This is a genomic window from Streptomyces sp. NPDC051018 (genome assembly GCF_044456085.1).
Lineage (GTDB): Bacteria > Actinomycetota > Actinomycetes > Streptomycetales > Streptomycetaceae > Streptomyces.
Genome location: NZ_JBITFN010000003.1, coordinates 299,337 through 317,312, shown reverse-complemented (window position 1 = coordinate 317,312; position 17,976 = coordinate 299,337). Strand labels below are relative to the sequence as shown.

The 17,976-nt window shown below is 70.2% G+C and carries 16 protein-coding genes; 8 read left to right on the top strand and 8 right to left on the bottom strand.

Annotated features, from left to right (window positions below; genetic code table 11):
* Window positions 1-43 precede the first annotated feature (43 nt).
* The 3 genes from ACIBCM_RS07760 to ACIBCM_RS07750 form a co-directional block, all read right to left on the bottom strand.
* Window positions 44-1,072 carry an LLM class F420-dependent oxidoreductase gene (locus ACIBCM_RS07760; protein ID WP_399241061.1) on the bottom strand — a complete coding sequence of 343 codons (1,029 nt, stop codon included), beginning with the start codon at window positions 1,070-1,072 and terminating at the stop codon, window positions 44-46.
* A gap of 218 nt (window positions 1,073-1,290) precedes the next feature.
* The gene (locus ACIBCM_RS07755; protein WP_399241060.1) at window positions 1,291-2,883 is read right to left on the bottom strand and encodes a succinic semialdehyde dehydrogenase; all 1,593 of its coding nucleotides are present in this window, start codon (window positions 2,881-2,883) and stop codon (window positions 1,291-1,293) included.
* Window positions 2,880-3,275, bottom strand: coding sequence for a nuclear transport factor 2 family protein (locus ACIBCM_RS07750; protein WP_399241059.1), 396 nt, complete (start codon window positions 3,273-3,275; stop codon window positions 2,880-2,882). Before ACIBCM_RS07750 ends, ACIBCM_RS07755 begins: the two co-directional genes overlap by 4 nt.
* Before the next feature lie 272 nt (window positions 3,276-3,547).
* Here ACIBCM_RS07750 and ACIBCM_RS07745 point away from each other — a divergent pair, with 272 nt between their 5' ends.
* Together ACIBCM_RS07745 and ACIBCM_RS07740 are read left to right on the top strand one after the other, a co-directional pair.
* Window positions 3,548-5,356, top strand: a complete 1,809-nt coding sequence (locus tag ACIBCM_RS07745) for an AMP-dependent synthetase/ligase (protein WP_399241058.1) — start codon at window positions 3,548-3,550, stop codon at window positions 5,354-5,356.
* 65 nt (window positions 5,357-5,421) lie between these two features.
* The gene (locus ACIBCM_RS07740; RefSeq protein WP_399241057.1) at window positions 5,422-6,075 is read left to right on the top strand and encodes a TetR/AcrR family transcriptional regulator; all 654 of its coding nucleotides are present in this window, start codon (window positions 5,422-5,424) and stop codon (window positions 6,073-6,075) included.
* A gap of 114 nt (window positions 6,076-6,189) precedes the next feature.
* Here the strand turns inward: ACIBCM_RS07740 and ACIBCM_RS07735 are convergent, their stop codons facing one another.
* Both ACIBCM_RS07735 and ACIBCM_RS07730 read right to left on the bottom strand, forming a co-directional pair.
* Window positions 6,190-6,684: a hypothetical protein gene (locus ACIBCM_RS07735; protein WP_399241056.1), complete on the bottom strand. Its 495-nt coding sequence runs from the start codon at window positions 6,682-6,684 to the stop codon at window positions 6,190-6,192.
* Window positions 6,685-7,118: 434 nt separating this feature from the next.
* Window positions 7,119-9,509, bottom strand: a complete 2,391-nt coding sequence (locus ACIBCM_RS07730; protein WP_399241055.1) for an ATP-binding cassette domain-containing protein — start codon at window positions 9,507-9,509, stop codon at window positions 7,119-7,121.
* Between the two features lie 493 nt (window positions 9,510-10,002).
* On the opposite strand from ACIBCM_RS07730, the gene ACIBCM_RS07725 reads away from it, so the two are divergent.
* Window positions 10,003-10,797 (top strand): SDR family NAD(P)-dependent oxidoreductase, encoded by a 795-nt coding sequence (locus ACIBCM_RS07725; RefSeq protein ID WP_399241054.1) that lies wholly within the window; start codon window positions 10,003-10,005, stop codon window positions 10,795-10,797.
* A gap of 81 nt (window positions 10,798-10,878) precedes the next feature.
* Here the strand turns inward: ACIBCM_RS07725 and ACIBCM_RS07720 are convergent, their stop codons facing one another.
* Window positions 10,879-11,643 carry a YqjF family protein gene (locus ACIBCM_RS07720; protein WP_399241053.1) on the bottom strand — a complete coding sequence of 255 codons (765 nt, stop codon included), beginning with the start codon at window positions 11,641-11,643 and terminating at the stop codon, window positions 10,879-10,881.
* A gap of 266 nt (window positions 11,644-11,909) precedes the next feature.
* On the opposite strand from ACIBCM_RS07720, the gene ACIBCM_RS07715 reads away from it, so the two are divergent.
* The 3 genes from ACIBCM_RS07715 to ACIBCM_RS07705 are packed head-to-tail and all read left to right on the top strand — an operon-like array spanning window position 11,910 to window position 13,105.
* Entirely contained in the window at window positions 11,910-12,344 is a 435-nt protein-coding gene (locus ACIBCM_RS07715) for an SRPBCC domain-containing protein (protein ID WP_399241052.1), read from the top strand.
* Window positions 12,331-12,729: an ArsR/SmtB family transcription factor gene (locus ACIBCM_RS07710; RefSeq protein WP_399241051.1), complete on the top strand. Its 399-nt coding sequence runs from the start codon at window positions 12,331-12,333 to the stop codon at window positions 12,727-12,729. The genes ACIBCM_RS07715 and ACIBCM_RS07710 overlap by 14 nt, the downstream gene beginning before the upstream one ends.
* A complete protein-coding gene (locus ACIBCM_RS07705; RefSeq protein ID WP_399241050.1) occupies window positions 12,722-13,105 on the top strand; it encodes a VOC family protein in 384 nt (127 codons plus the stop codon). Before ACIBCM_RS07710 ends, ACIBCM_RS07705 begins: the two co-directional genes overlap by 8 nt.
* 215 nt (window positions 13,106-13,320) lie before the next feature.
* Here ACIBCM_RS07705 and ACIBCM_RS07700 read toward each other — a convergent pair whose 3' ends face one another.
* Window positions 13,321-14,751, bottom strand: coding sequence for an amidase (locus tag ACIBCM_RS07700; protein WP_399241049.1), 1,431 nt, complete (start codon window positions 14,749-14,751; stop codon window positions 13,321-13,323).
* Between the two features lie 125 nt (window positions 14,752-14,876).
* Here ACIBCM_RS07700 and ACIBCM_RS07695 point away from each other — a divergent pair, with 125 nt between their 5' ends.
* A complete protein-coding gene (locus ACIBCM_RS07695; RefSeq protein WP_399241048.1) occupies window positions 14,877-15,470 on the top strand; it encodes a TetR/AcrR family transcriptional regulator in 594 nt (197 codons plus the stop codon).
* A 470-nt stretch (window positions 15,471-15,940) separates the two neighbouring features.
* Complete coding sequence (locus ACIBCM_RS07690) at window positions 15,941-17,044, top strand: hypothetical protein (RefSeq protein WP_399241047.1); 1,104 nt, start codon at window positions 15,941-15,943, stop codon at window positions 17,042-17,044.
* 127 nt (window positions 17,045-17,171) lie between these two features.
* On the opposite strand, the gene ACIBCM_RS07685 is transcribed toward ACIBCM_RS07690, so the two are convergent.
* Window positions 17,172-17,966: an IclR family transcriptional regulator gene (locus tag ACIBCM_RS07685; protein ID WP_399241046.1), complete on the bottom strand. Its 795-nt coding sequence runs from the start codon at window positions 17,964-17,966 to the stop codon at window positions 17,172-17,174.
* Between the last annotated feature and the right edge of the window lie 10 nt (window positions 17,967-17,976).

Sequence of the window (17,976 nt, the reverse complement as noted above, 5' to 3'; positions counted from 1 at the left end):
GCGTACGGATCCGGACCGGGCCTCCGGATCCGTACGGCGGCGGTCACGACACCAGTTTCTTGAGCGTCCGCACATCGGCGAGCGGGTCCGGCCCCACGGGGTTGACGCTGAGTACGGTGACCCCGGCCTCCCGGTAGGCGGCGATCCGGTCGCGTACCCACCCCTCGGGGCCGATGAGGTTGGTGAGATCGATGAGTTCGTCGGGGAGTGCGGCCATGGCCTCCTTCTTGTGCCCGGCGAGATACAGGTCCTGGACGCGCTCGGCCTCGGCCTCGAAGCCGTAGGTACGGACGACGTCGTTGTAGAAGTTGCGGCCCTTGGCCCCCATGCCCCCGACGTACAGCGCGGTGTGGGGGCGGGCCAGATCGCGGAGCGCGGTGACGTCGTCGCCGATGGCGAGGAAACCGCCGGCCACGGTCTGCAGTTCACCGAGCCGGGGGTCGCGGCGGGCCTTCCCCTCGGCCAGCGAGGTGCCCCAGACCCGGTGGGCGCGTTCCGGCAGGAAGAGGAACGGCAGCCACCCTTCCGCGATCTCGGCGGTGAGCCGGACGCTCTGCCCGCCGAGGGCGGCCAGATACACGGGGATGCGTTCGCGGACCGGGTGGGCGAGGAGTTTCAGCGGTTTGCCGAGGCCCGTGCCCTGGCCCGCGGGCAGGGGCAGCGGGTACAGCCCGGTGTTGGTGATGACCTCGCGGCGCCAGACGCGGCGGCACAGTCCGACGATCTCGCGGGTGCGGGAGAGCGGCTTGTCGTACGGGACGCCGTGCCACCCCTCGACGACCTGCGGGCCGGACGCGCCCAGTCCGAGGATCGCCCGGCCGCCGGACACCACGTCGAGTCCCGCCGCGGTCTGCGCGATGAGTGCGGGCGTGCGCGAGTAGATCGGCAGGATGCCGGACGCGATCTCCACACGCCGGGTACGGGCGGCCAGGAAGCCCATGATGGTCGGGGCGTCGAAGCCGTACACCTCGGGGACGAACACGATGTCGAGTCCTGCGTCTTCGAGGGCGACCGCCTCGGCGACGGTGGCCCGTACATCTCCGGCGTACGACAACGTGGCGGCTATCCGCACGGTTCTCTCCTTGCTTACGGGTCGGATCGCCGCCGCGGACGACGTGTCGGGCACGGCGGCGGTACGGCGAGGGGGCCATGAGTCAGGGGCCGCGGTCGACACGGCGTACGGGGGTTTCCCACGGGCCGGGCCGGCGCGTCGGCCGTCGCGGTCCCGGGGGCGTCTTCCGCCCGCCCGGCTTCGCGCGCGACGCGCCGGCCCGGATACGCGCCGGTCCCTCAGCGGCCCGGGATCCGTCGCATGAGCCGCAGCGACAGCGTCATGAGCTTGGCGTAGCTCTCCATGGTCATACCGTCCGCGGGGCCGAAGCGGGTCAGGTGCTGTCCCGCCACCGACTGCGGTTCCGTGAAACGGAGGATCCCCTCCCTGCCCTGCCGCCGGCCGAGACCGGACTGCCGCATCCCGCCCATGGGCGCGTCGATGCTGGCGAAGGAGGCGGCGTACCCGTCGTTGATGTTGACGCTGCCGGCCATGACGCCGCGCGCGAGCTCCCGTGTCCGGCGGCCGCCGAAGAGGGAGGCGTTGAGACCCATGGCGCCGTCGTTGACCATCCCGAGCACGGAGTTCTCGTCGTCGAAGGGGTAGACGGAGACGACCGGGCCGAACGTCTCCTGGAGATGGCAGTCCATGGCCGGGGTGACACCGGCCAGAATCGTCGGCTCGAAGAAGTACGGGCCGTACTCGGGCCGGGGCCCGCCTCCGGTGAGTACCGTCGCGCCCTTGTGGACCGCGTCCTCCACATGGGCCGTCACCTTGTCCAGCTGCTCGCGAGAGATGAGCGATCCCATGGCGTTGTCCCAGGACGCGTCCCCGGTGAACACCATCGCCCGGGTGCGGGCGACGAAACGGTCCGTGAACTCGTCGTAGACGGCGCGGTCGACGTAGAAGCGTTCGCTGGAGACGCACAGCTGGCCCGCGTTGGCGAAGGCCGCGCGGACGGCTCCTTCCGCCGCCTTCTCCAGGTCGGCGTCCCTCAGCACCACAAAGGCGTTCTTGCCCCCGAGTTCCAGTGAACAGCCGACGAGCCTGTCGGCGCACTGCCGGGCGACCGTACGGCCGGTGGTGACCGAGCCGGTGAAACACACATAGTCGGCGCCCGCGATGAGGTCGCGGCCGACGGTCGGGCCCGGCCCCGCCACGATCTGCCAGAGGTCCTCGGGCATGCCCGCGTCGACCAGCAGCCGCTTCCCGATCAGCGCCGAGAGCATGGTGCGCTCGTCCGGCTTCAGGACCACTGCGTTCCCGGCCATGATCGCAGCCAGGCCGTCGCACGACGCCAGTGTGAACGGATAGTTCCACGGCGAGATGACCCCGACGACGCCCTTCGGCGTGTGGTGGACGCGCACCCGGGTCAGACCCGGCATCGCCCCTTTCGCGCCGCGGCCGCGCAGATGCTTCGCGGCGGATCGCGCGTAGTAGCGCGCGGTCAGGCCGAGGTGGAGGACTTCGTCGAACGCATGACGACGGGCCTTCCCCGTCTCGGCGGCGATGATGTCCATGACCGTGCCCTGCCGCGCCACCAGCAGGTCGTGAAAGCGGAGCAGCATTCGGGCGCGGGCGCGCACCGGCAGCCGCGACCAACGCCGCTGGGCCGTACGTGCCCGGGTGAACGCGTGCTCGATGTCCTCGGGGGTCGCATGGGGTACCCGGGTGATCGCCTCGCCCGTGAGCGGGTTGCGAACGGTGGCCCGCTGGTCGCCGGTCGCCGTCACCAGGGTGATGAGGTCGGACACGAGCCGTGGGTCGAGGGCGGTCGGCGCCGGGGTCGCGGAGCTGTCGCGCCTGGTTTCCGCCGTCGTGGCGCCGGTCACCGTGTGGCCTCGATGGGGGGCAGTACCGCCTGCATCGCCACTCCGTCGACGTAGGAGTGCTTCTCCTTGACCGCTCCTGCCTCGACGAGGACGAAGTCCGCGAGGTCGGCGTCCAGCGGGACACCCGTGACCGCCGTCCCGCTGAGCTTGAACTGGACGACCCAGAAGTCCTCCCCGGTCCGCAGCGAGACCATCGTGAACGTGAGGTCGGGAACCAGGGAGAAGTTCTCCGCCGCCGCCCTGCGGACCTCCGCCCGCCCGCGTGCGGGCGGCTGTCCCAGGTGCAGATGGAAGATCGAGTCCTCGGTGTGGAGATCGGCGATCCGGTCGGGGTCCCGGGCTTCCCAGCCGGCGTGGTAGCGGTCGAAGAGTTCGCGAGTACGGGCAGACATGTTCAGCTCCCAACATCGACAAACAGTCAGCCTGTATGTAACTTTGCGGTCGGTCATTCGTCAAGGGTTCGCCGGAATTGCCTGTGGTGCGGTGGTGGGTGGATGACTGATGGGGCTGTGGCCATGGAGACCGGGCGCCCGCTGTCTGAGTTGCCGCCCAAGGGTCTGAATACCTATACAAACATTCAGGCTGTATGTATCTTCGCCGTGTTCATCGGCTGGTCGTCATATCAGCGGCTCGACAAGAGCCTCCCGTGAAAGAAGGTGGCGCCATGAGTGGCAGCAGTTCTGCGGAGAAGGCCGGTGCGGTGGGGACGGGCTCGCGCACGATGGCGGATCTGGTCCCGCGCGCCGCCGAGCTGTACGGCCCGGATGTCGCCCTCCGGTTCAAGGAGAACGGCGTATGGCGGCCCGTGAGCTATGCGCAGCTCCGGGAGGCCGTGGCCGAGGTCGGGCGGGGATTGCTCGCACTGGGTCTGCGCCCGGGTGTGAAGGCGGCCATCCTGGCCAACTCCCGGCCCGAGTGGACCTACGCCCACTTCGGAATCCTGGCCGCCGGCGGTGTTTCCGTATCGGTGTATCAGACCAACTCCGCGGAAGAGTGCCGCTATGTGCTGGAGCACTCCGGTGCCGAGGTCCTCTTCGTCGAGGACACCGAGCAGTTGGACAAGATCACGGCGATCCGGGCACGGCTGCCTCGGCTGCGGCATGTCATCGCCTTCGATCCGATGCCCCCCGGCTCCGGAGCGCTGCCGCTGGAGGAGGTCCGCCGCAGGGGCAGGGCGGTCGACCCGGCGGTGTTCGAGGCCGGTATCGCCGCGGTCGGGCCGGAGCAGCCGTGCATCATCATGTACACGTCCGGGACAACCGGGGTGCCCAAGGGCTGCGTACTCACGCACGGCAATTACCGTGAGGTGGTCGACATGATCGCCGCGACGAAGACCATCGTGCCGGGGGAGCGCGTCTATCTGTTTCTCCCGCTGGCCCACGCGTTCGCCGCCGTGGTCCAGTTCCTGTCGTTCGATCTGGGAGCTTCGATCGCCTTCTGGGAACGGGACCCCTCGAAGATCATGTCCAATCTCATGGAGGTGCGCCCCACCTATTTCCCCTCGGTTCCGAGAATCTTCGAGAAGGCGTACGCACGGGCGACCGCTCTGGTGGAGGACCCCGGGCAATTGCGGGCGGCCGTGGAGACCGGATTGCGGGTGCGCGCTCTGACCGCGGCCGGGGAGGAGGTCCCCGAAGAACTGCTCAGGGTGTTCCAGCGCTGCGAGGTGACGCTGTACTCCAAGGTCCGGGAACTGTTCGGCGGTGAAATCCGCCAGTGCACCTCGGGCGCCGCCCCCATCGCCCAGGAGATCCTCGAATTCTTCCACGCGTGTGGCGTGCCCGTTCTGGAGGCGTACGGCCTCACCGAGACCGCCACCGTGGCAACGGTCAACTCGCTCAGTGACTTTCGGCTCCGTTCGGCCGGGAGGCCGCTGCCCGGCGTCGAAGCCAAGATCGCCGAGAGCGGAGAGCTGCTGCTGCGGGGCGGGAATGTGTTCAAGGGCTACTACCAGGACGACCTGTCGACCCGTCAGGCCCTCGACGACGGGTGGTTCCACACCGGAGATCTGGCCTCGATCGACGACGACGGCTATGTCTTCATCACCGGCCGCCAGAAGGACATCATCATCACGGCGGGCGGAAAGAACATCGCACCGGCACGGGCGGAGAACGCGCTCAAGGAAAGCGGCTGGATCTCCCAGGCCGTTCTCGTCGGTGACCGCCGGCCCTATCTCGTCGTACTGATCACCCTCGACCCGGAAGAACTGCACCGCTTCGCCGCGGAGCACGACATGACACCCGGGGAAGCACTGGGATCGCCGGACATACACGCCATCGTCCAGCGCGAGGTCGACCGGGTGAACGCACAGGTGGGCCGGGTCGAGCAGATCAAGCGATTCGCCGTCCTGCCGAGGGATCTGGAGGTCGGGGCCGGAGAACTCACCGTGAGCTTCAAGGTGAGACGCGCGGCGGTCCTCGCGAACCATCAGGAGGTCATCGACGCCTTGTACGCGACCGGGGCTCCCGGGTGAGTCACGCTGGGGAGCCGGGATCTATACTGGATCTCTCCTCCCTTTTCGAGCGACCATCTGGATTGATGAGCACCGACCGCCGAACCCAAGCCGCGCGTTCCGCGGCGACACGACAAGCTCTGCTCGAAGCCGGCCGCACCTTGTTCGGCCAGGTCGGCTACGCCGAGGTCAGCACGGTGGCGATCGTCAAGGCGGCCGGGGTCAGCCGGGGCGCGATGTACCACCAGTTCGCAGACAAGCGCGCGCTCTTCGAGGCGGTACTGGAAGACGTCGAGCGCGACCTGGTCCAGCGCATCGGCTCCGCGGTTCTCACATCGGGACTGCCCGACCCCATCGACCGTCTCATCGTGGGGTGTCTGGCCTGGCTGGACGCTTCGGCGGAGCCCGAGGTCCAGCGCATCGCGCTCCTCGACGCACCGGCCGTGCTCGGCTGGGACCGCTGGCGCGAGATCGAGTCGCGGCACACCATCGGCCTGATGGAGGAACGGCTCGCCGGCGCGATGGCGGCGGGCCGTATCCACCCCCAGGCCACACGGCCGCTGGCGCTCGTTCTCGTAGGCGCCCTGGACGAGGCGTCTCAGCATCTCGCCAAGGGGTATGAATCGCCCGAGGCGATCAGATCCGTGATCAAGCAGCTCATCTCGGGCCTGGCCGGGAACCCGGAGCACGACGCCCCGTCGCCGTCCCGCGACGCGGATCCGGACGTACGGGACGAGTGAGGTGCCGGTGCGCCCTTTCCGCGATGTCGGACGGGGCGAACCGGCACAACGGCGGTACGTCGGGCACCCCCGACGCGGCTCACCGGCCACCGTCCTGACGGGCCTCAAGGGATGTCAGGAAGCCGCATCAGGGCGTCCCTCACCGGCCATGAACCGCCACACCAGACCATGGCCGAGGAGAACCAGCAGGGACAGCAGAATCGCCTCCGCCTGGATCGGCCGCAGCTCCACCGCATCCGCGATGTCGGGCGCGATCCCCACCACCGCGATCAGCAGATAGACGACCGCGGCGCCCAGCTGAGGCAGCGCCAGATGTACGGAGGCGCGGTCGCGGGCACTGTGCGCCAGCAGCCGCAGCGTCGACACACACCCCACCACGGCGATCACCACAAAGCTGGCCCGCCAGATCTCCGGGCTCGCGGTACCACCCACCTGGGCGAAGAGCCCCATCAGCGCGGGCAGCAGGAACGAGAGATAGACCCCGCCCACGATCCGGCGCAGTGTGGGCACCCGCAGCCACTCCCCATGCCCCTGGACCACGTTCCACCACAGACCGACCAGGGTGAAACACGTCGCCGAGAAGAGCGCGTAAAACGTGCTGACGTCCACCGGGCCTCCCGCTGTCAGAGATCACAGCAGTACGGAGCGTCCCACGTGGGGGCGCCGGCAGTGGTGGACCGACACCCGGCCGGCGCCGGGAGGCCCCGGGCGCGGGATACCGGCGAAGGGCCCCGGAGGACCCGAACCCGGTGACCGGCGCACAGCGGCCACCGACCGGTACACGCAGCCGGTCGGTCCGGTGCGCGAGGCCCTTCAGACCGCTGCGTCCGGCGGGGCGTCCGTACCCGCAGAAGCCGGCGAACCCGTGTCCTCGGGCCGTCCGGCCGAGGGGTCCCGCGTCGCGACGGTCACGGCGAAGGTCCGGAACGCGGTCCGGTGGGTCCGGGGGCTGATACCCGTCTGACGCCGGAAGTGGTGCCGGAGGTCGGCGGGCGAGCCGAAACCGGACCCGCGGGGACGGTGGCCCGTGCGGGGACCTCGCCTCAGGCGCCGATGTAGTCCGCGAGGTGCTCGCCGGTGAGGGTGGAGCGGGCGGCGGCGAGATTGGCCGGTGTGCCCTCGAAGACGATCCGGCCGCCGTCGTGACCGGCGCCGGGTCCGAGGTCGATGATCCAGTCGGCGTGGGCCATGACCGCCTGGTGGTGCTCGATGACGATGACCGACTTACCGGAGTCGACGAGCCGGTCGAGCAGGCCGAGCAGCTGTTCCACATCGGCGAGGTGGAGGCCCGTGGTCGGCTCGTCGAGGATGTAGACACCGCCGTCGGCGGCCATATGGGTGGCCAGTTTGAGTCTCTGCCGTTCACCGCCGGACAGTGTGGTCAGGGGCTGGCCGAGGGTGAGGTAGCCGAGCCCGACGTCGGCCAGCCGCCCGAGGACGCGGTGCGCGGCCGGCGTACGTGCCTCGCCGTCGCCGAAGAACTCCCCGGCGTCGTTCACCGACATCGCGAGCACCTCGCTGATGTCGCGGCCGCCGAGGCGGTGGTCGAGGACCGATGCCTGGAACCGCTTTCCCTCGCACTCGTCGCAGGGGGTGGCGACCCCGGCCATCATCGCCAGATCGGTGTAGATGACGCCGGCGCCGTTGCAGTTGGGGCAGGCACCCTCGGAGTTGGCGCTGAACAGCGCCGGCTTCACACCGTTGGCCTTCGCGAAGGCTTTGCGGATCGGGTCGAGCAGTCCGGTGTACGTCGCCGGGTTGCTCCGCCGCGAACCGCGGATCGCGCTCTGGTCGACCGACACCACACCCTCGCCGGCGGGGATCGACCCGTGTACGAGCGAGCTCTTGCCGGAGCCGGCGACACCGGTGACGACGGTGAGGACCCCGAGCGGGATGTCGACGTCGACACCTCGCAGGTTGTGCGTCGTCGCACCCCGGATCTCCAGTGCGCCGGTGGGCTTGCGGACCGTCTTCTTGAGCGCGGCCCGGTCGTCGAAATGGCGGCCGGTGATGGTGTCACCGGTCCGCAGCCCCTCGACGGTGCCCTCGAAACAGACGGTGCCGCCCGCCGTACCGGCGCCCGGCCCGAGGTCGACGACATGGTCGGCGATCGCGATCGTCTCCGGCTTGTGCTCCACGACGAGCACCGTGTTGCCCTTGTCCCGCAGCCGCAGCAGCAGGTCGTTCATCCGCTGGATGTCATGGGGGTGCAGACCCGTGGTGGGCTCGTCGAAGACATAGGTGACATCCGTCAGCGAGGAGCCGAGATGGCGGATCATCTTGACGCGCTGCGCCTCACCGCCCGAGAGCGTGCCCGACGGCCGGTCGAGGGAGAGATAGCCCAGTCCGATCCCCGTGAACGAGTCGAGTGTGTGCCGCAGCGTGGCGAGCAGCGGCCCCACCGACGGCTCGTCGAGCCCGCGGACCCAGTCGGCGAGATCGCTGATCTGCATCGCGCAGGCGTCGGCGATGCCGATCCCCTCGATCTTCGACGACCGGGCGGCCTCGCTGAGCCGGGTTCCGTCGCACCCGGGGCAGACGGTGAAGGTGACCGCCCGCTCCACGAACGCCCGGATGTGCGGCTGCATGGACTCCTTGTCCTTGGACAGGAACGACTTCTGGATCTTGGGGATCAGCCCTTCGTAGGTGAGGTTCACGCCCTCGACCTTCACCTTGGTCGGCTCCCGGTGGAGGAAGTCCTCCATCTCCTTCTTGGTGAACCTGCGGATCGGCTTGTCCGGGTCGAGGAACCCCGACTCGGCGTAGAGCCGGACGGTCCACCAGCTGTCCGACTTCCAGCCGGGAATGGTGAAGGCGCCCTCGGCGATCGACTTGGAGTCGTCGTAGAGCTGTGTGAGGTCGATGTCGGAGACGGTCCCGCGGCCCTCGCAGCGCACACACATGCCGCCGGTGCGGGAGAAGGTCTGCTTCACGGTCTTCCCGGCACCGCGCTCGACCGTGATTGCACCGCTCGCCCGGACCGAGGCCACATTGAAGGCGAACGCGCCGGGCGAACCGATGTGCGGCTGCCCGAGCCGGCTGAAGAGGATACGCAGCATCGCGTTGGCGTCGGTGGCGGTGCCGACCGTGGAGCGGGGGTCGCTGCCCATCCGCTGCTGATCCACGATGATCGCGGTGGTCAGCCCGTCGAGTACATCGACCTCGGGGCGCGCCAGTGCCGGCATGAAGCCCTGGACGAAGGTGCTGTAGGTCTCGTTGATCAGCCGCTGGGACTCGGCGGCGATCGTGTTGAACACCAGAGAGCTCTTGCCCGAGCCGGAGACACCGGTGAACACCGTCAGCCGGCGCTTGGGGATCTCGATGCTGACGTCCTTGAGGTTGTTCTCGCGGGCGCCGTGCACACGGATCACCCCATGGCGGTCCGCGACGTGCGGCGGGGGCGACCGCGTGTCCGTCCTCGTGGCCTTGCTCATCGTGTCTCCATCTGTCGCGCGGCGCCGTCCCCTGCGGTCTCCGCCTGCGTTGCCCGGCTCGGTCTGCCAGCCGAGCGTACGTCCTGTACCGCCATTCGGGCGCGGCCGGGGCAGGGGTCCGCCGTCCGCCCGACCGGCACGTCCGACCTGGCCCGACCGGTGCGGGGACCGGCCGGTGGCTGTTCGCGTGCGACGGCTCGCCGTCGGAACACGCGTTCACCTCACGCCGGGCCCGGGAGGCTGTGTGCCGGTATCCGACCTTGGGTCACAGGGGTACGCATGCCCTGGACGGACCCCGCACATCGCATGGCCCCCGGGCCCGGAGCGGGGCGCCGCCGGCCCACCGGGCGGGGTCCGGATCCGGTCGGCGGGGCGGTGTGCGCGCCCGTATGGCGCAGCTCCCGCTGCCGCCGAGCGCGGTGCACTGAACACTGGCCGGGTCCGCCGCCGTACGCCCAACGTCCCGCCGCCACCCGAGGAGAGACATACCGTCATGTCCACTGCCCCGCAGAACGCGCCCCGCTCCTCCGAGGACATCACCCGTGAGTTCGCCGGTCGCACCGCCTTCGTCACCGGCGGGGCCTCCGGCATCGGCTACGCCGTCAGCGCCCTGCTGGCCGCGCGCGGGGCCGCCGTGGCCGTCGCCGACCTCGACGGAAAGGCGGCGGAGGTGCTCGCGGAACGGCTGACGGCCGACGGCGGCACCGCCATCGGGCTCGCCGTCGACGTCACCGACCCCGAGTCCGTACGGGTGGCGGTCGACACCACCGTCCAACGGCTCGGCCCACTCCGTCTCGCGGTCAACAACGCCGGGGTCTCCGGCGCCGTCGCCCGCCTCGCCGACTACCCCCTGGCGGAGTGGCGCCAGGTGATGGCCGTCAATCTCGACGGGGTCTTCCACTCGCTGCGGTGCGAGCTGCCCGCGATGAGCGAGGCCGGCGGCGGCTCGGTGGTGAACGTCGCCTCGATCATGGGAACGGTCGCGACCATGGGAGGGAGCGCTTATGTCGCCGCCAAGCACGGTGTGGTCGGCCTGACGAAGACCGCGGCTCTTGAGTACGCGGCCCGGGGCATCCGGGTCAACGCCGTCGGGCCGGGCTTCATCGACACCCCACTGCTCCATACGGTGGACGACGAACAGCGGGCGGCCCTGGTGGCTCTGCACCCCGTGGGGCGTCTGGGCACAACGCAGGAGGTCGCCGAGACCATCTGTTTCCTGCTCTCCGACCGGGCGTCGTTCGTCCAGGGCAGCCACCACCTCGTCGACGGCGGCTACACGGCCCGCTGAGGACTCCGAAGAGGCCGGCCACCGACGGTCCGCGTGCCTCTGGTGGCGCCGACTGCCCGCGGGCCTTTGGCACCGGAGTTCTTACGGGGCCGGGATCCCGGGCGGGCGCGCGGGCGCGCCGAGACGGACGGGGACTCCCGGCGAGTACAGCACACTGACCGGCTCACCCCGCGGTACGGGCAGTCCCGCCGCCGCCACCAGTTCCTCCCGGCACTCGACGAGCTCCGCCCGGTACAGCGGCCAGCGCGGGTGGTCGTTGGGCAGATAGGCCACACCGCCGGGGAAGGCGTTGTGCATCCCCCACCGGGCGGTCAGGAAGTGCTCCAGCTCCGTCGGCTCCTCGACGCGTTCACCCTTGCGTACGGTGATCCGGCTGCCCACGCCACGGGGCCCGGGCCAGCGCCGGGAGCTGGTGTAGACGAGTGTGTCGTCGGCGGAGCGGACGGACATACGGGACCACACGTACGGCAGCCGGAAGCCGGCCCGCCCCATGACCACCGGCAGCAGCCGGGAGGCATCCATCGAGCGGAACACCACACCGCGCCGGCCGTGGGCGTCGACTGAGTACAGACGCACGTTGGTCTCCGGGAAAGCGCCGAAATAGGGGACCCCGGGGAGCCGGAACCAGCCGACCCGGTGCATCCGGAAGGCCACCAGGCCGACGTACGTGGTCCCGTGGAGCGTGTCGGGTACGGTCCCGGCCGGCAGCAGCCCGGCCACGAGGTCCGGGTCCACGGGCCAGTGGACGAACGTGAGGTCCAGCCACCACTGGGTGAGCAAGGGACTCGCTATCACGCCGGGGGCGTCCGGACTGACGGGACCCGGGTTGCGCTCTGTGCTCGACATGGAGTGAGCATCCCAGAGGGGCCCGGAGCGGCCGGGAGGAGGTCCGGGTTGTGTGCGTCACACGATCCGCCGTCCCTGCGCGAAGGCCGGACGGTGACCGTTCACGGCGGTGGGGAACAGGGCGAACTGCCGCAGTCGCGCTCAGCGGATCAGGTCGATCGGGCGGGCTTCGCGGCACGTCGGATACCCGGACCGTTTGCCTGGTTCTATCGCAACCTTTATATTGCTATAGAGATGGCAACGCAAAGGTTGCGAAGGAGGGTGGAATGGTTGCGAACACGATCGAGCGCGAGGTGGTGCTGCGGCACCCCGTCGAGCGCGTGTGGACCGCGCTGACCACGGCCGAGGGACTCTCGCAGTGGTTCGGTTCGGTGGCCGAGATCGATCTGCGGCCCGGCGGGCGGGCGTTCTTCCGATGGGAGGAGTTCGACGACGAGTCCGTCGCCACGATCGAGGCGGTCGACCCGCCCCGCCGTTTCGCGTTCTGGTGGGGCATCGGGTCCCTGCCGGAGGGTGGGGCGGCGCGGACGCTGGTGGAGTTCACGCTGGAGCCCGTACCGGAAGGCACCAGGCTGCGCCTGGTGGAGAGCGGGTTCGCCCGGGTCGCCGAGGAGGTGGCCCTGGCCGCCCACAGGTCCAACAGCCAGGGGTGGGACACGGAGCTCGCCGAGCTGGGGACCTACCTCGATGCGGCCGGCTGATTCCGAGGAGCAGGCCGTCGCGGTGTTCGCGGCCCTGACGGATCCGACGCGGCGGGCGCTGCTGGAAGAACTCGCCCGCGCCGGACCGGCCACCGTCACCGAACTCGCGCGCCGGTTGCCGGTCAGCCGCCAGGCGGTGGCCAAGCACCTCGGCCGGCTCGTCGAGGCGGGACTCATCAGCTCCGGCGAACCGTCCGGCCGCCGCCACCCCTACCGGTTGGAACCGGCCCCCATCCGCGCGGCGCAGGTGTGGCTCGCCACCCTCGCCCATCGGTGGGACGACCGGCTGACGGCTCTGGAGCACGCGCTGGGAGCCGCGCTGGACGACACCCGGGAACACCCACAGGACATCACCGACACCAAGGAGTCGCATCATCATGAATGAGCCTGAGTTCACCCCCGGTCTGAACATCGCGATGAAGATCCCCAAGGCGCAGTACGAGGCCACCGTGGCCTTCTACCGGGACACCCTGGGCTTCGACGTCAAGGAGGACGACGCGTCCAACGCCCCGACCGTGTCGAGGACGCACTCGGTGCGGTTCGGCCCCATCACGCTGTGGCTCGACTGCGTCGACGCCTACAGCCGGCACGATCTGTGGCTCCAGGTCCACACCGACGACCTGGACGCGGCGAGGGAGAAGCTGGCCGGTATCGGTATCCACCCGTGTGACGAGGTCGAGCCCCTGGTGAACCTCGACACCCGGACCCACTGGGTCAAGAACCCGACCGGTGTCGTCCATCTGCTCACGGAGGCCCGCTGACTCCCTGAGTCCCGGCGGGGGCGGCCTGGCGGGGCGTCCGGGGGGCGTCCCGGTGGGAGCGGTGGCGGCGGCCGGTCCGCCGCCACCGCCTTCGCCTTCCGGCCGAGGGCCGGTGCCGCCGGCGCGGGCAGCCCGAGCCGCCCGCCTTGCGCCGTGCTCCGGATGCCCTACGGGTGCGCGCCCCGTACGGCGCCGGGGCTGACCGGTTCACCGGCTCAGACGTCCCGGCTCCCTCCTCGCGGGTCGACCGGGGTGAGGACCCCGAGCCGGTCCTCGATCGCCTGGGCGGCGCCGAGGCACAGGTCCTCCCGGAACGCGCGCCCGACGATCTGCACTCCGCAGGGGAGCCCGTCGGCCGTCCCGGTCGGTACGGCCACACCCGGCACGCCCACGAAGCTGGTCACCGTACACAGGCGCATTCCCGACCCGACCCGGTCCCGGCCCGCCCTGTCGCGTGATTCCAGCCCCGGTTCGACCGGTGGTTCGGTGAAGACCGGGCCGAGCAGCAGCGTGTACTCGTGGAGGAATGCGGCCCAGGACCGGCGGATGCCCATCCAGGTGCCCATCAGCTTCATGAACTCGTCCGCGCTCGCGGGCGGGGTCCGCTCCATCGCCATCCCGATGTACCGGTCCCCGCCCTTCCCGAGCAGCTTGCGCACCACCGGCCAGGCCGGGGCGAACTCGGTCACGGTGATCCGGCCGTACGCTTCCAGGGCCTCGTCGACCCGCGGTACGTCCCGCACCTCGTGTGCGTCGTAACCGGCGTCACGCAGGGCGTCGGCCGCGGTCGCGACGGCTCCGCGGATCGCCGGGTGGACGCCGTGCCCGCCGGGGTCCGCCACGACCGCGACCTTCACCGGGCCGGTGAGCGGTTCGCCGTACGCGGGTACCGGCACGGCCCGCGGGTCCCGCGGGTCGGTCCCGGCCAGCACCTCGTAAGCGAGCCGGAGATCGCCCACACACCGGGCCAGCGGACCGTCGGTGACCAGCATCTGGGACGCCGGGCCGGGGTCGTCCGGGCCGAGAACGCGGTGGTCGGCGGGGAACCGGCCCGTGGACGGCTTCAGCCCGGCCACCCCGCAGAACTGGGCCGGGATACGCACCGACCCACCGGAGTCGTTGCCGAGCCCGAGCGCCGCCATGCCCGTGGCGACGGCCACGGCGTCGCCCCCGCTGGAACCGCCCGGGGTCCGGCCGCCGTCCCACGGGTTGACCGTGTCGCCGTACAGCTCACTGCGCGTGTGCATCCCCGCGAGAATCAGGGTGGGGATGTTGCTGTGCCCGACGGGGATCGCCCCGGCCGCGCGCAGCCGTGCCACCGGGGGCGCGTCGGCGGTCGCCACCAGGTCGCGGAAGCGCTCCGTACCGAACGTGGTCGGCACTCCTTCGACGGCGGTGCTCTCCTTCACCGTGAACGGCACGCCCGCGAGCGGCCCCAGCGCCTCACCGGCGGCCCGCCGGCGGTCCGTCTCCGCTGCCGTCTCATACGCGCGATCCGCGAAAAGCTGGGTGACCGCGTTCATCGACGGGTTGACCTCGGCGATGCGGTCCAGATGACTGCCGATCAGTTCGACGGCTGAGACCTCCGCACCGCGCACGGCCTCCGCCTGCGCGGCGGCGGACAACTTCCACAGGGCGTCCTGCATGGCTGTTCCCTCCTCGTCTCGTACCAATGCGCTTGCATCGGAACCGTACCCCTGGAACCGATGCAAGCGCATCGCATAAAGTGATCCGGACAGCAGACCGCCACAACACGGGGAGGCGACCGGGCATGCCCAGGCAGGTGGATCACGCGGGCCGACGCCGTCTCATCGCCGAGGCCGTCTGCCGTCTCGCCGACGAGCGCGGGCTGGAGGGAGTGACGCTTCGTGACGTCGCCGCCCGCGCGCAGGTGTCGATGGGTGCCGTTCAACGCTGCTTCCGTACCAAGGAAGAGATGCTGGTGTTCGCTCTCGGATACATCGGAGAGCGGATCGGCGAACGCGTACAGGCCCGCCTCGTCAGAAGCCCGGCCCAGTCGGCCGGTACGGTCCTGGGCCACGCGGCCGCCGAGATCTCCCTGCTCGGGGAGGAGCACCGCGCCGAGGCCAGGGTCTGGCTCGCCTTCGTCGCGCAGGCGGCTGTCAGCCAAGCGCTCGCCGGGCCGCTCACCGAGAACTACGGGGCCATGCAGGAGACGTTCACCCGCCTCATCTCGGAAGCCGGTGAGGGCGGCGGCCGCGCCGGGCCCCTCGATCCGCAGCGAGAGGCGCGGACCCTCCTCGCCCTCGCGGACGGGCTCACCGTTCATGTCCTCATCGGCCACCTCACCCCGCGAGAGGCCTACGACGTCCTCCACGCGCACCTGGCCGGCCTCTGGGAGTAGCCCGGCCCGGCTTCCCCGGCTCTTCTGTGATCCTTCCATGGATACAGGTGCGCCCCGGCCTCCGTCGCCTCGGAGCGCCGGGCGCCGGGGTGGAGACGGGGTTCCGGCTGCGGGCAACGGCCGTGAGCGCCCTCGCCGAATGCCGCGCAAAGGGGGGGCCGCGGCCCTTCCGCCGGTTTTTCGGAAGCCCGAATTCCGTTCATATTCGGCCTGCCGTCCGCGACTTCCGCCACACGCGGAGTATCGGTACTCTGGCGATTCCGATCACGGTGGACACGGCGCGCATTCGTACGTACGTACCAGCACGACCAAGGAACGGCATGCACCGAGTGGTACAGGCGTGGCGAAAGTTAAGATCCCGAATAGCCCGTTGCACAGCTCTCGCCGGAAGAGTTCTCGACGAGTACCCGGAGAAGGTCACTCCCTCCGGAAAAGCGGGGCAGATCCTCTTCTTATGCGGAGTCCCGCTGGTGAGCATGGCCCTTGTCCGGATCATCTGCGAAATCGAGAGAATGGCCACGGCCCCTCGATGCGGCCCGCTCACCCTCCTCCATCTGGCCCTTCCCACAGAGCGCGGTGACACCACCGGCTGCCGGACGCTTCCGCTCACGGCGGACCTGCCGAGCGTGGCCCTGGGCTTCACCTCGACGCTCGCGATGGCCGTCTATCTCATCCTCATCACCAGGCTGTCACGGCTGAAGGAGGAGATCGTCGAGTCCGGCCTGGTGCAGAACTCGGACTTCCGCACGGGCGACCTCGCCGACCGGCTCACCCGGCTGGAGAGCGGAATCCGACTCGGCCGTGCGGCGAAGACCGCCCTCGCCGCCGCGAGCATCGCGGGCAGCGCCGGGCTCTACACCTGGGCCTACCGCGGCGGCCGCGCCTTCACCGACCTCGCCGCCATTTCCTCCTCGGACCCCTCCGTGCAGTCGGTGAGGGAGTCATGGTGGGCGAACTACACCGAGCGCCCGCTGCTGGCCGCCCTCTGGATCGGCATCGGCTCCATCGGGCTCTATTTCGCCACCAAACAGGGCTATGTCTATCAGCGTCTCCTGGCATTCTCCTGGGCTTCTCGCAAGGAATGGACATTCCAGTACGTGGGACGGGACCGCGACGACGATTTCGGCTGGAAGCCGGTCGGCCGTATCATCACCATGGTCTATCTGGGATTCCTGAACTTCACGGTCTCGCTCACCTCCGCCGCGTATCTGCTGCGCGGTGAGTCCGGTGACTGGAAGAACCCGGTCGTCGGCCTGGTGGCCCTGATCGGTATATGGGCCAACGCCGGAATCCTCCTGGCGCTGCTCACGGTGATGATCAAAAGCCATAGGTCGATCGTCGAACGCAGAAGGCTGGAACTGGCGGCGGAGATCGCTCGCCTCCATGAATCCGGAGGGGGATCCGGACCGGCGGAGCGCTATGCCCGGCTGAGCTATCTCTCGGGCCAGGGCGCGCTTCTCCACGAGGCCCCCCGCTGGTATCCGCTGAGGGGACGGCTCAAGCCGGTCTTCTCCCTGGCGCCCATCGTTCTCGCCCTCTACAAGCTCGGGGTGGAGCTCTCGAAGCTCCTGTGACGCGCGCTCACCCGGCCTCGTGCCGGACTCCCGGCCGGCCTGGTCTGTTGCGCACCGGATCCGTCCCGGGCCGCCCCGGCGCCGGCGGCTCTCCGGCGCTGCGCCGCCGAGCGTGTGCTGCGCTGCATCAGCTCGGCCGCGGTCCGGGAACAGAGCCGTCGAGCGCGGCCGCGATGGCGTCCACCGCGGTGGTGAGGGCCGTGACGATCTCCCTCACCCGGCGCGGTGAGTAGCGCACGCTGGGCATGGCGACCGAAACCGCCGCGACCGTTCGGCCCTCCCCGTCGGTCACCCCGCGTCCGACGGCGACGAGTCCCTGCTCGGAACGCTCCAGATTGAGGGCCACACCGCTCTGCCGGACCGCGCGGAGTTCGGCGCGCAGTTCCGTCGGATCCGGCCACTCCTCGGACCGGTCGGCGGGAGGAGGGGAGGCGTAGAGCGCGGCCAGCGCGTCGTCGCCGAGTGCCGCCAGCATGACGAGACCACCGCTCACGAGGTGGGCGGGGAAGACCATGCCCTCCCGGCCGCCGACCTTCAGTGCCTGCGAGCACTCGACGGAGGCGAGGAAGCGAACGGTCCGGCCGGTGCGGATACACAGATGCGCCGTCTCATCGAGGGTGTCGACCAGGGTTCTCAGCGGACCGAGGGAGGCGGCCCGGACGGCCCCGACGTTCGACTGCGCCGTGGTGGCGATCTCCAGGACGGGCCCGGCGCGGTAGACGCGACTGTCGTCCTGGACCGCGAAGTCCCGGTACACGAGCGTGGAGAGCAGCCGGTGGGCCGTGGAGCGTGCCACGCCCAGCCGCCGGGCGGCCTCGGAGACCGTGAGCGGCCCCTCGACCTGCAGGATCACCGCCAGCTGGAGCGCGTGGTCCACACTCGTCACGCCGTACGCGGGCGGATTCTTCATCGACTTGGCCACAGATCACCAT

Coding starts and splice junctions, on each gene's coding strand:
- ACIBCM_RS07745 (WP_399241058.1), top strand. CDS start 3,548: ATGAGTGGCAGCAGTTCTGCGGAGAAGGCCGGTGCGGTGGGGACGGGC.
- ACIBCM_RS07695 (WP_399241048.1), top strand. CDS start 14,877: ATGCCCAGGCAGGTGGATCACGCGGGCCGACGCCGTCTCATCGCCGAG.
- ACIBCM_RS07740 (WP_399241057.1), top strand. CDS start 5,422: ATGAGCACCGACCGCCGAACCCAAGCCGCGCGTTCCGCGGCGACACGA.
- ACIBCM_RS07710 (WP_399241051.1), top strand. CDS start 12,331: ATGCGGCCGGCTGATTCCGAGGAGCAGGCCGTCGCGGTGTTCGCGGCC.
- ACIBCM_RS07725 (WP_399241054.1), top strand. CDS start 10,003: ATGTCCACTGCCCCGCAGAACGCGCCCCGCTCCTCCGAGGACATCACC.
- ACIBCM_RS07715 (WP_399241052.1), top strand. CDS start 11,910: ATGGTTGCGAACACGATCGAGCGCGAGGTGGTGCTGCGGCACCCCGTC.
- ACIBCM_RS07720 (WP_399241053.1), bottom strand. CDS start 11,643: ATGTCGAGCACAGAGCGCAACCCGGGTCCCGTCAGTCCGGACGCCCCC.
- ACIBCM_RS07750 (WP_399241059.1), bottom strand. CDS start 3,275: ATGTCTGCCCGTACTCGCGAACTCTTCGACCGCTACCACGCCGGCTGG.
- ACIBCM_RS07730 (WP_399241055.1), bottom strand. CDS start 9,509: ATGAGCAAGGCCACGAGGACGGACACGCGGTCGCCCCCGCCGCACGTC.
- ACIBCM_RS07700 (WP_399241049.1), bottom strand. CDS start 14,751: ATGCAGGACGCCCTGTGGAAGTTGTCCGCCGCCGCGCAGGCGGAGGCC.
- ACIBCM_RS07705 (WP_399241050.1), top strand. CDS start 12,722: ATGAATGAGCCTGAGTTCACCCCCGGTCTGAACATCGCGATGAAGATC.